Below are 13322 nucleotides of genomic sequence, written 5' to 3' on the forward strand. Positions count from 1 at the left end.
AAACGGGTGATTACGACATTATTGCGCAATCACCCGTTTAATTTTTACACCCAAGCCGGTGTTACTTAGGGGACCTGCACCACACGCAATTCCGGCGGGATTGAGAAAGTGACATTTTCTTCGCGACCAGAACGTTCATCAACCGCGGCGCCTTCGCCCTGCTGCTCCGCATAACGGCGTAACCAACTCACCACATTTTGTACCAGAATTTCTGGCGCCGATGCCCCTGCGGTAACGCCCACGGTGTTGATGTTCTCTAACCAGGCTTCGTTAATGCAGTTGGCATCATCAATTAGGTGCGCTTTGGTGCCCATCTTCTCAGCCAACTCACGCAGACGATTGGAGTTTGAGCTGTTACGAGCCCCCACCACCAACAACACATCCACCTCGGCGGCTAACTCACGCACGGCATCTTGTCGATTCTGCGTGGCGTAACAAATATCATCTTTGCGCGGCCCTTGAATATTCGGGAAGCGCGCCCGCAACGCATCAATAATATCGGCGGTGTCATCAACGGATAACGTCGTCTGACTCATATAGTGCAAAGCGTTCGCATCTTTTACTTGCAAGTGCGCAACATCCTCCACGGATTCCACCAGATAGATGCCGCCCGACGCACTGCTGTATTGACCCATGGTACCCTCAACTTCAGGATGCCCAGAGTGACCAATCAACACGCATTCTTGATCCCGACGACTGGCTCGGGTGACTTCCATATGCACCTTGGTAACCAATGGACAGGTCGCATCAAATACTTTCAAACCACGTTCGGTAGCGGCATCGCGTACTGCCCGTGATACGCCATGGGCACTGAATATCACAATGCTATCGTCGGGAACCTGATCCAGTTCCTCAACAAACACGGCACCGCGCGCGCGCAGCCCATCAACCACATGTTTGTTATGCACCACTTCATGGCGCACATAAATAGGTGGCGAGAACAACGCCAACGCTTGCTCAACAATAGTGATGGCGCGATCGACTCCCGCGCAAAAACCACGTGGATTTGCGAGAACGATTTTCATGAAGCCTCCACACTTAAAATTTCAACGGCGAATGTTACGCGTTGCCCAGCCAAGGGGTGATTAAAATCAACTGTCACCATATCCGCGCTTACTTCTCGCACAATACCCGGAATTTCGCGGCCATTCGGCTGACTAAATGAAATAATAGCCCCCACTTCCGCAGGTGTGTCTCCCGAGAAACGTGCCCGTTCCAAATGATAAATATTTTCCGGTAACGGCACACCGAACGCATCTTCGGGGGCGAGCGTAAACTCGCGATTATCACCGGCTTTTAATCCCAACAAGCAATCTTCAAAGTTTTTGGTTAAGTTGCCATCGCCAATGGTCAGGCGGGCAGGTTTCCCATGCACTTTGGTGCTATCTGCCGCTGAACCATCTTCTAATTTAATTGAAAAATGGAGAACTACGCGGCTGCCGGGGCCTATCACTGAGACGTCACTCATACTACAGAGGTTCCTTTCAGGAGGAAGATTTGTTTGCCTCAGGCTTCGCGCCTGAGCCAAAAAAGCTATCGTAAATCATTAAACCCGCGCCAATTACGATGGCACTATCGGCAACGTTAAATGCCGGCCAGTGGTAGCTTCCCACATAGACGTCGAGGAAATCCACGACATAACCTAAACGGACACGGTCGACTACATTGCCAATAGCACCACCGACAATCAGCATAAAGGACAAGTTCAGCCACCGCTGTTCTAGCGGCTGCCGCCGCAACATGTATACCAACACGCTGGTAATCACTACTGCGATAATGGTAAAGAACCAGCGCTGCCAGCCCCCTTGATCACTCAAGAAACTAAAGGCGGCACCGTAGTTGCGTACATGCACAATATCGAAGAACGGTAGTACATCAATGCGACCAAACAAGGGCAATGCCTGGGCTACCCAAATTTTGGTGGCTTGATCGAGCATTAAAATAATCAGCGCGAGCCACCATAAACGTAACCCACTTTGTTGCCACTGTGCCGGTTTGCTGGCTGTCATGCTGTGCTCCCGTTAAGCAAAATGGCGCGTTTCACCGGCACCGTCGACATTGCTTACGCAGCGTCCACAAATATCCGGATGACCGTCGTGTTGCCCCACATCCTCGCGATGATGCCAGCAACGCGCACATTTCTTGTGCTCCGTGCGGGCCACACTAACCTTCAACCCTTCTAGATCTGTAGATTGAGCACCGTCTGCTGACGCCATTGGCGCCACTGTCGCGGCTGACGTAAGCAACACAAAACGCAACTCATCACCGAGTAGATTGAGGGTGCTCTGTAATTCAGGCTCACAATACAAGGTGATTTCTGCCTGCAACGAGCCGCCAATCACATCATCACGACGGGCTTGCTCAAGAGCACCATTTACCGCATCACGAACAAGCAGTAATTGCTGCCATTGGCTGTTTGAGATTTTGCCGGTAGCAAGCCCTTGTGGCCAATTGGCATACCACTCGGCGGTGAACACATAAGGGTCACGGCTGCCTTGCGGCGGTGCCGGTAATTCCGACCACACTTCTTGCGCGGTAAAACTACAAATCGGCGCCATCCAGCGCACTAACGCTTCAGCAATGTGCCATAGCGCTGTTTGACACGAGCGCTGAGCCACACTGTCTTTCTTCGCGGTGTATTGGCGATCTTTAATAATATCTAAGTAGAAACTACCGAGTTCAATAGAGCAGAAGTGCATGAGCTTTTGCACCACGGTCAGGAACTGATAGTTATCAAAGGCGTCTTGAATTTCACCTTGTAGCGCTTCGGCGCGACCTACAATCCAGCGATCCAGCTCAACCATGTCGGCAGCGGCCACTTCGTGCTCACTCGGCACGAAACCATTCAAATTGGCTAACAAGAAACGCGCGGTATTACGGATCCGGCGATAAGAATCCGCTGAGCGTTTTAGGATCTCATCAGACACTGTCATTTCCGCGGTGTAGTCGTTACTCGCTACCCATAACCGCAGGATATCGCCACCGAGCTTGTTCATCACATCTTGCGGGGACACCACATTGCCCAAGGACTTCGACATCTTGCGACCGTGCTGATCAACGGTAAAACCGTGGGTCAGCACTTGCTTATAAGGCGCCCGCCCTTGTGTCGCAACACCGGTCAGTAACGATGATTGGAACCAACCACGGTGCTGATCCGAACCTTCTAGGTACAGATCTGCTGGCCACTGCAGGCCTTCATCTTGCTTCAAGACACAGTAATGGGTAACACCGGAATCAAACCATACATCCAGGGTATCGGTAAGTTTGCGATAGTCTTTAGCGTCGTCGCCCAACAGCTCTTTGGCATCGAGATCAAACCAGGCCTGAATACCTTCCGCTTCGACTTTCTTGGCAACGGCTTCGAGCAGCTCGAGGGTGCGTGGATGTGGCTCGGCGGTTTCGGTATGAATAAACAAAGGTAACGGCACACCCCAGGTACGTTGCCGTGAAATACACCAATCCGGACGCCCATCGATCATGCCGGCGATACGATTCTCGCCCCACTCGGGCACCCAACGTACGCCTTTGATTTCCTCAAGCGCTTGCGCCCGCAAGCCTTGCTTGCTCATGCTCACAAACCACTGCGGCGTGGCCCGGAAAATAATCGGAGTTTTGTGGCGCCAACAGTGCGGGTAGCTATGCTCGTAGCTTTCGTGATGGATCAAATTGCCAGCCGCTTGCAGTGCATCCACAATGTTCGGATTGGCTTTAAATACATGCTGGCCCGCGAACTGTGGCGTATCTTCTTTGTACACACCGTTGTCGTTCACTGGGTTATATACTTCAAGGTTATAGCGCTGACCCACAATAAAGTCATCGACACCGTGGCCTGGTGCGGTGTGCACACAGCCGGTACCTGAATCCGTGGTGACATGCTCACCTAGAATCACCGGTACCTGCCGATCCTGTAACGGATGGCGTAGTTGCACGAGTTCGATATCGGCCCCTTTACAGAAACCTAGCTTGTGGTAATGCTCAATGCCATATCGATCCATGGCAGAGGCCACCAGATCACTGGCCAGAATCAAGCGCTCAGGCTGGTCGCCTTCCACTTGTACTAATGCATATTCAAGGCTCGGCTCAACCGTCACTGCCATATTGGCTGGAATCGTCCACGGCGTAGTGGTCCAGATCAATACGCTGACTGGTCCCTGCCCTGGATGCCCCTCTGGATGAGAGAACTTGGCCACTGTGCCTTCACTATCCACGACGGGGAAGCGCACATCAATGGCGGGAGACGCTTTGTCTTTATATTCTACTTCCGCTTCAGCTAACGCCGAACCGCAATCCGTACACCAATGCACTGGCTTAAAGCCCTGTTGCAAATGGCCGCGTTCAATGATCGAACCTAAGGCGCGAATAATGTTCGCTTCCTGTTCGAAATTCATCGTTAAGTAAGGACGGTCCCAATCCCCAAACACACCGAGGCGTTTAAAGTCAGTGCGTTGGCCTTCCACTTGAGTCAGTGCATATTCACGGCACTTCTGACGAAACTCTGCATCACTAAGTTTTTGCCCAGGCTTGCCATATTTTTTCTCGACCACCAACTCAATCGGCAGCCCATGACAATCCCAACCGGGTACATAAGGGGCATCAAAACCACTTAAGGTTTTCGATTTCACCACCATATCTTTAATGATCTTGTTCACTGCGTGGCCAATATGGATATTGCCATTGGCGTAGGGAGGGCCGTCGTGAAGAATAAACTTATCGCGACCCGCACGTGCGCTACGGATTTGCCCGTACACATCATCCTGGTACCACTGTTTAAGCATTTCCGGCTCGCGCTGGGCTAAGTTGCCGCGCATGGGGAACGCCGTATCCGGGAGGTTTAACGTGTGCTTGTAATCACTCATGCGGTTCGGTCCAATCTCTTTAAACTTAGGGTTAAATGATGTTGTTTCACGTTCGTACTATACGGCAATTAGTCTTGATTGACTGCCGGTGTTGCTGCGGCCTGAGCGTCGGGCTCTGTGACTGAGTCGGGTAACAATAATGCACGCGCCAAGGTCGCATCTTCAGTAATCTGTGCTTGCAGGGCGGCAAAACTTTCAAAGCGACGCTCTTCCCGTAGCCAAGCCAGTGGCGTCACCACCACATTCTGGCCGTATAGCTCCGCGCTATCATTCGGCCCTGGAAACTCAAACAAGTGCACTTCCAGTAACTCTTCGGTGCCATTTACCGTGGGCTTACGCCCAATATTCGCGACGCCTGCATACACATGATTCTCGGTTTCCAAGCCCACCGCATACACGCCACGTAACGGTGGATGTAACCGGTGCAAACCGATATTCGCCGTGGGGAAACCGATAGTTCGGCCTCTTTTCTCACCGTGGCGAACTCGCCCATAAATTGCGTAGGGGCGACCGAGCATAGACGCTGCGGATTCAAAATCCGCCGTGGTCAGTGCGCTGCGAATCGCGGTACTCGACACACGAATAGACTCCGTGCGATAGCTCTGTGTATCAATGACCGCAAAGCCAAAATGATCCGCGGCTTTTTTCAACAGAGCAAAATCACCCGTGCGGCCTTTGCCAAAACGAAAATCATCGCCCACAACGAGCAAGGAGACGCCCAGCTGCGTGACCAACACCTGTTCGATAAAGTCTTCCGCCGACAGATTGGCAAAACGTTTATTAAACTGGGTAAGCAACAAACGATCGATGCCGCATTCGGCGATATGCCGGTACTTATCCTGCCAGCGATACAAACGCGCAGGCGCACGCCCTGGTGCAAATAGCTCTAACGGCTGCGGCTCAAAAATCATGGCCACCGAGGGCACATGGCGCGCTTCCGCTTGGGCATGGACTTGCTCCAGAACCGCTTGATGGCCTAAATGAACACCATCGAAGTTGCCGATAGTCAGCACGCAACCGCGATGTTCTGGCCGGATATTATGTAAACCACGAATTAATTCCATAAGCGCGCGATTATATCGTAAACCTCTCGTGCATGCATTCCCAACAGGCGTCTATTGCGCCCGCAATTCTCGTGGTCGACCACCCACTAAGAACCACACCACTAAAAACACGCTTCCGCCGACACCAATTAAGCCTGACAACCAGAGAACTCGGGTTGAAAATGCAGCCTCTAGCCATTCCCCACGCTCAGGTAAGAGCCATAACAATGCGGCGACCATAAGTAGAGTTGCCACCAACACCTTCAGCAAAAAGCGACGGGTAGGCGGTGCCAGCATGAGTACCTTCTCGCGATACAGAACGGTGCCCAGAAGTAATGCATTGATGGTACCCGACAGTGCCGTTGCTAAAGCCAAGCCAACATAGCCAAAGGGAATAGCCAAAATAATATTCAGCACCATATTCGACGCCATGGCGATAATCCCGTATTTTACCGGTCGCTTGGTATCTTGACGCGAAAAGAATCCGGTCGCCAATACCTTCACCAACATAAAACTCAGTAATCCCGTGGCGTACGCCATTAAGGCAAACGAGGATAAATGGGCGTCTTCAGGGCTGAACACACCGCGCTCAAATAGAACCAACAACATGGGTTCGGCCAAAATAAACAACCCCGCCATTGCTGGCAAGCCAAGCATCACCACCATGCGCACGCCCCAATCTAGGGTATGGCGAAATGCATCGAGGGACTTGTCGACATGGCGTGCCGACAGCGCTGGCAACACGACGGTGGCAATGGCTATCCCGAATAATCCCAGTGGGAACTCAAGTAAACGGTCGGCGTAATACAACCAACTAATGGAACCGGTCACCAAGAAGCTAGCAATTACCGTATCGAGCAACAGGTTAATTTGGCTCACCGACACCCCGAATAGCGCGGGGATCATTAAGGTGCGGATTTTCACAACACCTGGATCATGCCAACCCCATTTGGGTTTCACTAATAAGCCCGCTTGCTTTAAAAATGGGAGCTGAAACAGAAACTGGACTAAGCCACCGACAAAGACACCAAAGGCCAAGCCGATTTCAGGACGCTCCATCATCGGGGCAATCCAAAGCGCCGCCACAATGACAGAGACGTTCAACAGCACCGGCGTGAATGCAGCCACGCCAAAGCGGCCCATCACATTTAAAGCAGCGCCAGAAAGCGCGGTAAGGGTAATAAAGAAGAGATACGGGAAGGTGATCTTAAGCAGCAAGCTCGCCATTTCGAATTTATGCGCTTGCTCGCCCCCTTGCAGCCAATCCACAAACCAGCCCATACCGAACAGTGCGGCAACCACCGGCGACAAGATCATGGCTAACAGGGTAATCACGCCCACGAGGGTGCCTAGCGTGCCACTGACACGAGCCATTAATAAACGAGTTTCGTCGAGATTCTTACCACGATGATATTCTGTAAGGACCGGCACAAATGCTTGCGCAAAGGCGCCTTCGGCAAAAAGGCGACGCAAGAAGTTGGGGATTTTATTGGCGAACAAGAAAACGTCGGCTGCGGCACCTGCGCCCATAAGCGCCGCAATAGCCACGTCGCGCACTAATCCAAGAATGCGTGATAAAAACGTCATAATACTGACGATCAGGCCCGACCGAAGTAGGCGTGGCGCGGGCTTCTCAGCAGGTACAGTCGATTCCGGGTTAGGTTCGGGGCTTGAGACAGTCACAGCGTCGTTGAATTCCTGTTGATGGATGCCCGAAGATTAGCACGATGCCTAATGCGTAGCCAATGCCGTACGACCAAGGCGATAAAATATTCACCGTAAAGGCTTGCTTTTCAGGTCAGTGATCCGTAATATCCGCGCGCATTCTTTCATCGAATCCGTTTGACTTTTCGGCGCGAAAGAGGCATGATCCTCGGCCTTAAAAAGTCCGGTACAAGTTTACGAATTATCAGGAGTTTCACCTTGGCTAACATCAAGTCTGCGAAAAAGCGCGCGGTAACGGCGGAAAAGAACCGTCGCCACAATGCCAGCCGTCGCTCAATGATGCGCACTTATCTTAAGAAAGTACAAGCAGCTATCGCTGCCGGTGACCAGGCTCAGGCGCAGCAGGCATTTGCTGTTCTGACTCCAGTTATCGATCGCTATGCGACTAAAGGTCTGATCCACAAAAACAAAGCTGCTCGTCATAAGAGCCGTTTGTCTGCTCAGATCAAAGCATTGTCTGCGTAAGCAGTTACAATTGCTAAAAAAACCGCCTTTTGGCGGTTTTTTTGTGTCTGATATTTAGTGCAGATGCACACATGGCTTACATCTGGCGACGGTAAACGGCGACCAGTTCAGAGAAAGTATGAGGAAATTGATCGTCGGACATCCGCGAGAATGGATCATAGCCAAGGCGCTCTTCAAGGCGCGCCATCACAATAGCGAGACCTAAAGAATCGAGGCCACTCTCTACAAGTAGCGTTTGACTATCCATTTGGTTCAGGATTTCGCGGCCTGTTTCAGCAGCGACTTCATCCATTACATCCCGAATGACTTGTTCTAATTGGTGTTCGCGAATGGTCAAAGCATCCTCACAACGACTACATGCTGCTCAAACAAAGATTGCCATCTTTGCTCAATAGAGCGCGCAAATGTTAACAGGCTGTTGCGAAGTATACTGAAATTTGCACAAATAAAAAGCAACTTTCTAAACAACAGGCATACTTTGCTGCTAGCGTCCGGCCTTCAACACACTGCGAGTCGATGAATAGTGCCGGCCGTTACTCAGATAGGTCTGTGCCAAGAAAAGTTCAGCGCAAGCGATGGCATCATGCAAGGCATGGTGCCCGGTAAAGGTCTCAAGACCATAGCGGGAACGGCTTTGCGCCAAGGTTAATTCGCCCTGCGCAATTGCTTGTTGCCGCCGTTGCAACCGCTTTTTCTCTGCTTGCAAGGTACAGTAGAGCCCACAGGGGCGCCATGTTTCGCCTACACTTCGAAGCGACTTCTGTAAAACCGTCCAATCAAAGGCAACGTGATGAGCCACTAAACAGTGCCCTTCAGCCGCGGTCATAAAAGCGTTAAGTACGTCCCGAAGTGGTTGCCCATCGGCGATGTCCTGTTGCGACAAGCGATGCACCACGGCACTTTGGTTTAACCCCGTATCGCTGTTCACCACATAATAGGCCGATTGATCGAGCGCAATTTGCGGCGGATAAATAGGCACCCAAGCTATCGATAACATTGCATCCTGCTCTGGGTTTAAGCCATTGGTTTCAATGTCCAAGGCCATCCACTTACTTTGCTGCCACGGCTGTCGACGCTGTCGCCAACGCTGTAACCAAGCCATTACATGTTCCTACCAAACTTAAATGCAACCCCATGTTGCGCATCTTTGATAACGCGAAATGCCGCTTTTAATTGACGACGCTGCAACATACTCAGGGTTTCAGGATCAATAGCATTGGCTGGAATCGCTTCATGCTGACGGTACATTTGGATGTTCAAGCGCAGCTGCGTCAAGAACTGCCAAGCTTCGAGCAAATTCGTATTGTCTTTGTCGCTTAAGGAACTGTGTCCGCGTAGTTGGGCGAGACGCTCTGGTGTTGAGGGCACTGTGAGCCCTTTTGCTAAGGCATACAAACGTACAATATCGTTGAGGATCGCAATCGCCTGTTTCTTAATATCAATGTACTCGAATTCCCCTTCAGATTTTGTGCGGAACCGATTGAACAGCCCGAGGGGCACGCTAAGTTCACCAATATGACGAGCAATGTTGCCTAAGAACATGTCCCGCTGTGCCAGCTTCGCGACACGCTCCCGATGACTCCGATACAAGCTGGTATTTCCCGCCACCGCGCGACTATCAAAGAAAATCATACTATGCATAATCGCCTTGGGCGTGGGTGAACGAATCCACTTCTGAAACTGATCATCCCACTCCAGCGCGGTTTTTTGCCAGGTCGGATTCATCGCCATAATATCCCCGGGGCACAACCGAATACCGCAGTCTGCCAGCCCTTCACAGACAAAGGTCGCCATACCGGCAAACCACTGGCGCTGACCGTCGGTGATTGAATCCGCCAACAACAAACCATTATCCTGATCTGAGCCTAAGGTTTGATCTCCTCGTGCCTGCGACCCAAACGCCAACCATACATACGCACAAGGCGCTGAACCATGTTCCTGTTCGTACAAGCGAATCAGCTTTTTGGTCATGCCATCGGTAAGAGACGTGAGCAAACGGCCAATGGTGCCAATGTCTTTCACCCGACTTGCAAAACTGCGTAAATAATCTGGGATTTTCTTTGCTTCTTGCACCAAGGATTCTCGATCTGGTGCCTTAAACAAGGCATTGATCAGCAATACCGGTTCGCTGCGCTGTTGCTGCATCAAATCGGTGGCGGTAATCACACCCGCCGGCCGATCATGCTCATCGAGCACCGGCAAATGGTGAATATTGGTTTGGCTCATCGCCGTCAGGGCATCAAATAAACTTTCTCGTGCATGCACCACCGCCGGCATCGGTGTCATTACGGCAGCTACCGCCACTTCGGTGCTTAAACCTGCCGCCACCACGCGATTACGTAAATCGCGGTCGGTAAGAATTCCGCGCAACTGATCGTCATCGACCACTAACAAACACGACACGCGCTCTTGGGACATTGTAATCGCCGCCTCGCGAATACTGGCATCGCTGCCAATCGCCACCGGCGCACGATTGATAATCGATGCTAGGCTCTTTTCCGTCCAATCCAAACCCGTGGCTCGCCCACTCCGCTCTGCCAACAAACGCTGACCATGAGCGGTCATAAAATAGCGTTCAAAACTTTGCGAGCGCCGACGCAGCTCATCGAATACGTCCGCCGACCAGGTCCACACAATGCCGTCGGCAATGACCTGCAATTTATTGGTAATCGGTCGTCCGGTAAGCAACGACGGATAACCAAACAAATCGCCAGGCTCGAGCCGCTCAATATGCTGACCATCCTTGTCAATCAAATCCGAGGCACCCGAACGCACCAAGTACAGCATCGGCCGATCCGCCCGTATAATCTCGTCGCGATTCGCCTGACACACATACATGGCCTGCATCTTATCGGTCGCTAGCTTGAGCACGTCCGGCTCCAACCCATCAAAGGGCGGCGTCTGCTGCAAAAAGCTCCGAATATCCTGACTATCACTGGTCATTGCTTACTCCAATACCGTAATCTCGAGCCGATATAGCCCCCGAGTTATGTAAACCTCGCGGGGGACGGCACAGGGATGCGGCAGCCAAGCCCCTATGGACGGGTTTACGGCGTCCCCGACGGTGCATAATTACAGCTCGGTCCTTCCTCTTTTTTGAATTTCACCCCTGGGGCGAAATTGTTAAAAAGCCCCGCAATAGCGGGGCTTTCTTCGTTAGTGGCCGGTAGCCGCACCCGAACCTTTCGGATAACGGATCGATTCCACCAGCTCTTGGATTTCCTTCGGTGCATCTTTGGTAAACTTCAGTACCGTGATAGCTACGATGAAGTTTAAGAGCATGCCGACGGTTCCAATTCCTTCTGGAGAAATTCCGAACCACCAATGTTCCGCATTATCTGCCGCCGGATTTATAAAGCGGAAGTAGATAATATAGGACAATGTGAAGACAACACCTACAATCATCCCGGCAATGGCTCCGGAGCTGTTCATCCGCTTATGGAATATCCCGAGGATAATCGCTGGGAAGAACGAGGCCGCAGCCAGACCGAACGCGAAGGCGACCACCTGTGCCACAAAGCCCGGTGGATTGATTCCGAAGTAGGCACCGATGAGCACCGCCACACCCGCTGCAATACGTGCGTAAAGCAGTTCTTGTCGATCGGATATATCCGGCATCAAGGTTCGTTTCAACAAATCATGGGATACGGAACTTGATATCACCAAGAGCAAACCTGCCGAAGTTGAGAGAGCCGCTGCCACACCACCTGCTGCAATCAACGCCACCACCCAGTTAGGTAGATTCGCGATCTCAGGGCTCGCCAGAACAATGATATCTGCATCCACATGCATTTCATTACGTTCATCGTTAGAGAAGAACATGCGCCCATCGTCGTTCTTATCGTCCCAACGAATTAAGCCGGTGCGCTCCCAGTTGGTTATCCAGCTAGGGGCATCTTCGTAAAGCACACCCTGTTGTTCAGGGCCGTTGATAGTGTTGAGAATATTTACCTTTGTAATCGACGCAATCGCCGGCGCTGTGGTGTAGACCACGGCGATAAATACCAGTGCCCAACCACCTGAACGACGGGCATCACTGACTTTTGGTACGGTGAAGAAGCGGATAATCACGTGCGGTAAACCGGCAGTACCCACCATTAAGGCCATGGTAATTGCAAATACATCGAGGCCGGATTTGGTGCCCTCGGTATAGGCGGCAAAGCCTAACTCCGTCGACAGCCCATCAAGCCGCTCTAACAAGTACTGACCAGAACCATCCGCGAGGGTGGCACCAAACCCGGTTTGCGGCAAAATGTGCCCGGTCATCTGCATGGTGATAAACACCGCAGGCACGGTGTATGCGAAGGCTAGTACACAGTACTGCGCAACCTGGGTATAGGTAATCCCTTTCATGCCGCCGAGCAGCGTGTAGAAATACACCATGGCCATTCCAATCAACACACCTGCGGTGATGTCGACTTCAAGGAAGCGACTAAAGACCACGCCAACACCGCGCATTTGTCCGGCGATATAGGTAAACGACACTAAGATCGCACAGATCACCGCAACGGTGCGGGCGGTTTGTGAGTAGTAGCGATCGCCGATAAAGTCAGGCACCGTGAACTTGCCGAATTTACGCAAGTACGGCGCTAAACAGAGCGCCAAGAGGACATAACCACCGGTCCATCCCATCAGATAGACGCTGCCATCATAACCGAGAATCGAAATCAGACCTGCCATGGAAATAAAGGAAGCGGCTGACATCCAGTCTGCTGCTGTAGCCATGCCGTTTGCCACTGGAGGCACACCGCCACCGGCTACATAGAAGTCGTTGGTAGAACCCGCACGCGCCCAAATCGCAATACCGATATATAGAGCGAAGGTAAGACCGACGACGATAAACGTGAGTGTTTTGATATCCATGATTTACTCCTCGTCGACCTTGTATTTTTTATCGAGCTTATTCATCTGACGGATATAGATAAAAATGAGCACGATAAAGGTGTAGATAGCGCCTTGCTGGGCGAACCAAAAGCCAAGCTTGAAGCCGAAGAAGGTGATCTGATTGAGCAGATCCACCAAGATAATGCCGAAGCCAAAGGAGACCGTGAACCAAACAATCAATAACTTGATCATCAAGGAGAGGTTCTCTTTCCAATAGGCTTTGGCATGATCTTCCGATTCAAATGCCATGTGCGTTTCCTCCAGTTGTTATTGTTTACCTCAAGCAATCTAGGGTTTTTGCCAGAGTACGAAGCAAGCATGGTGGAAGCAGGTGAGTTCGGGAATTGGA

Annotated in this window: 12 protein-coding genes; 1 reads left to right on the plus strand and 11 read right to left on the minus strand. The window is 51.6% G+C overall.

Annotation, left to right across the window (positions count from 1 at the left end; all coding sequences use genetic code 11):
* Positions 1-65: 65 nt before the first annotated feature.
* From ispH to murJ, 6 genes are all read right to left on the minus strand, one after another.
* Positions 66-1025 carry a 4-hydroxy-3-methylbut-2-enyl diphosphate reductase gene (ispH, locus tag FM042_RS05475; RefSeq protein WP_143235107.1) on the minus strand — a complete coding sequence of 320 codons (960 nt, stop codon included), beginning with the start codon at positions 1023-1025 and terminating at the stop codon, positions 66-68.
* Positions 1022-1468 (minus strand): FKBP-type peptidyl-prolyl cis-trans isomerase, encoded by a 447-nt coding sequence (fkpB, locus tag FM042_RS05480; RefSeq protein ID WP_143235109.1) that lies wholly within the window; start codon positions 1466-1468, stop codon positions 1022-1024. Before fkpB ends, ispH begins: the two co-directional genes overlap by 4 nt.
* Positions 1469-1484: 16 nt before the next feature.
* The gene (gene lspA / locus FM042_RS05485) at positions 1485-2009 is read right to left on the minus strand and encodes a signal peptidase II (RefSeq protein ID WP_143235111.1); all 525 of its coding nucleotides are present in this window, start codon (positions 2007-2009) and stop codon (positions 1485-1487) included.
* Positions 2010-2021: 12 nt separating this feature from the next.
* Positions 2022-4856 (minus strand): isoleucine--tRNA ligase, encoded by a 2835-nt coding sequence (ileS, locus tag FM042_RS05490; protein WP_143235113.1) that lies wholly within the window; start codon positions 4854-4856, stop codon positions 2022-2024.
* 68 nt (positions 4857-4924) lie between these two features.
* Positions 4925-5920 carry a bifunctional riboflavin kinase/FAD synthetase gene (ribF, locus tag FM042_RS05495; RefSeq protein ID WP_143235115.1) on the minus strand — a complete coding sequence of 332 codons (996 nt, stop codon included), beginning with the start codon at positions 5918-5920 and terminating at the stop codon, positions 4925-4927.
* A gap of 51 nt (positions 5921-5971) precedes the next feature.
* A complete protein-coding gene (murJ, locus tag FM042_RS05500; RefSeq protein WP_143235620.1) occupies positions 5972-7486 on the minus strand; it encodes a murein biosynthesis integral membrane protein MurJ in 1515 nt (504 codons plus the stop codon).
* A gap of 336 nt (positions 7487-7822) precedes the next feature.
* Here murJ and rpsT point away from each other — a divergent pair, with 336 nt between their 5' ends.
* Positions 7823-8089, plus strand: coding sequence for a 30S ribosomal protein S20 (gene rpsT, locus FM042_RS05505; protein ID WP_143235117.1), 267 nt, complete (start codon positions 7823-7825; stop codon positions 8087-8089).
* A 76-nt stretch (positions 8090-8165) separates the two neighbouring features.
* Here the strand turns inward: rpsT and FM042_RS05510 are convergent, their stop codons facing one another.
* The 5 genes from FM042_RS05510 to FM042_RS05530 all read right to left on the minus strand — a co-directional run bounded on the left by FM042_RS05510 (position 8166) and on the right by FM042_RS05530 (position 13222).
* On the minus strand, positions 8166-8426 hold the full coding sequence (locus FM042_RS05510) for a phosphopantetheine-binding protein (RefSeq protein ID WP_221931498.1): 261 nt from the start codon (positions 8424-8426) through the stop codon (positions 8166-8168).
* 147 nt (positions 8427-8573) lie between these two features.
* On the minus strand, positions 8574-9191 hold the full coding sequence (locus tag FM042_RS05515) for a 3'-5' exonuclease (RefSeq protein ID WP_143235119.1): 618 nt from the start codon (positions 9189-9191) through the stop codon (positions 8574-8576).
* Complete coding sequence (locus FM042_RS05520; protein WP_143235121.1) at positions 9191-11032, minus strand: DUF294 nucleotidyltransferase-like domain-containing protein; 1842 nt, start codon at positions 11030-11032, stop codon at positions 9191-9193. The genes FM042_RS05515 and FM042_RS05520 overlap by 1 nt, the downstream gene beginning before the upstream one ends.
* Positions 11033-11245: 213 nt before the next feature.
* On the minus strand, positions 11246-12952 hold the full coding sequence (locus FM042_RS05525; RefSeq protein WP_143235123.1) for a sodium:solute symporter family protein: 1707 nt from the start codon (positions 12950-12952) through the stop codon (positions 11246-11248).
* A 3-nt stretch (positions 12953-12955) separates the two neighbouring features.
* Complete coding sequence (locus FM042_RS05530; RefSeq protein ID WP_143235125.1) at positions 12956-13222, minus strand: DUF4212 domain-containing protein; 267 nt, start codon at positions 13220-13222, stop codon at positions 12956-12958.
* Between the last annotated feature and the right edge of the window lie 100 nt (positions 13223-13322).

The organism is Aliidiomarina halalkaliphila, from assembly GCF_007096385.1.
In the GTDB taxonomy this organism is placed as follows: Bacteria; Pseudomonadota; Gammaproteobacteria; order Enterobacterales; family Alteromonadaceae; genus Aliidiomarina; species Aliidiomarina halalkaliphila.

Excerpts from the sequence above, each read along its gene's own strand:
- ispH (WP_143235107.1), bottom strand. The coding sequence starts at position 1,025 with ATGAAAATCGTTCTCGCAAATCCACGTGGTTTTTGCGCGGGAGTCGAT.
- fkpB (WP_143235109.1), bottom strand. The coding sequence starts at position 1,468 with ATGAGTGACGTCTCAGTGATAGGCCCCGGCAGCCGCGTAGTTCTCCAT.
- lspA (WP_143235111.1), bottom strand. The coding sequence starts at position 2,009 with ATGACAGCCAGCAAACCGGCACAGTGGCAACAAAGTGGGTTACGTTTA.
- ileS (WP_143235113.1), bottom strand. The coding sequence starts at position 4,856 with ATGAGTGATTACAAGCACACGTTAAACCTCCCGGATACGGCGTTCCCC.
- ribF (WP_143235115.1), bottom strand. The coding sequence starts at position 5,920 with ATGGAATTAATTCGTGGTTTACATAATATCCGGCCAGAACATCGCGGT.
- murJ (WP_143235620.1), bottom strand. The coding sequence starts at position 7,486 with ATGACGTTTTTATCACGCATTCTTGGATTAGTGCGCGACGTGGCTATT.
- FM042_RS05515 (WP_143235119.1), bottom strand. The coding sequence starts at position 9,191 with ATGGCTTGGTTACAGCGTTGGCGACAGCGTCGACAGCCGTGGCAGCAA.
- FM042_RS05520 (WP_143235121.1), bottom strand. The coding sequence starts at position 11,032 with ATGACCAGTGATAGTCAGGATATTCGGAGCTTTTTGCAGCAGACGCCG.
- FM042_RS05525 (WP_143235123.1), bottom strand. The coding sequence starts at position 12,952 with ATGGATATCAAAACACTCACGTTTATCGTCGTCGGTCTTACCTTCGCT.
- FM042_RS05530 (WP_143235125.1), bottom strand. The coding sequence starts at position 13,222 with ATGGCATTTGAATCGGAAGATCATGCCAAAGCCTATTGGAAAGAGAAC.